At 38.1% G+C, this 740-nt stretch carries 1 protein-coding gene; it reads right to left on the bottom strand.

Annotated features, from left to right (window positions below; genetic code table 11):
- Positions 1–280: 280 nt before the first annotated feature.
- On the bottom strand, positions 281–740 hold a 460-nt coding region (locus tag V5298_RS20775), incomplete at its 5' end, for a hypothetical protein (RefSeq protein WP_332933306.1).

Genomic DNA, 740 nt, shown 5'->3' with positions numbered 1-740 from the left:
GTTTTATTATCGAGTTCGAGGAACGCCTCGAAAAGCATATTAACTAATGGCAGTTACACAGAATCTGTTACAGGCTCTTTTTTTCAGACAAATATCTTTGGAAAGAAATGTTATTTTTCATCGTACTATTCATAAACAGCGTGGGTTTTCCTATTGAATTATAATCTTCACTGTACTTAGATTTTAAAATTTTTTTAAGTTTTTGGAAGCAGGAAAAATAGCAAACAATAAGGACAAGCAAAACTGCGCTTGATAGTACAATAAAAACATTGAACATTATTTAATTACCCTCAGTAATATCAATACGCGTAACTACGGAGTTTGTCATAAATCCTCCGGCAACATAACCCATGCTGAACGTAAAAGAACCTACATCGTTGTTATCCAAGACAGTTATTGTCCCACAAAAACCAACTCCAAGTCCCCCACAAGCTTTATGAACAGATGACACTGGAGAGCTGTCTACTAAATTTTTACCAATTGTACTAAATTTCCAGTTTGCTGTTACTGCAACACCCGCTCCAGAATTGCTTCCTATCCCTCCAGAGACACTACTACTGCCGTCTTCATTTACGACAATTTCGGCTGTTCCCCCTAAACCTACTCCAACAGTTCCTGACGCGCTCGCTGAATCAGGTTTGACAGCATCAAGGGTAGTAGCCGCAATATCCTTTGTTAACTTGCCAATTTCTTTCAAAGTTTCTTTTGTACTATTTGTTGAATCAGTCCACCCCTTTGCC

It is taken from the genome of Alteromonas sp. 14N.309.X.WAT.G.H12 (assembly GCF_036697315.1).
Lineage (GTDB): Bacteria > Pseudomonadota > Gammaproteobacteria > Enterobacterales > Alteromonadaceae > Alteromonas.
The sequence above is the reverse complement of the archived record's forward strand: the minus strand, read 5'-3'. Positions and strand labels throughout refer to the sequence as shown.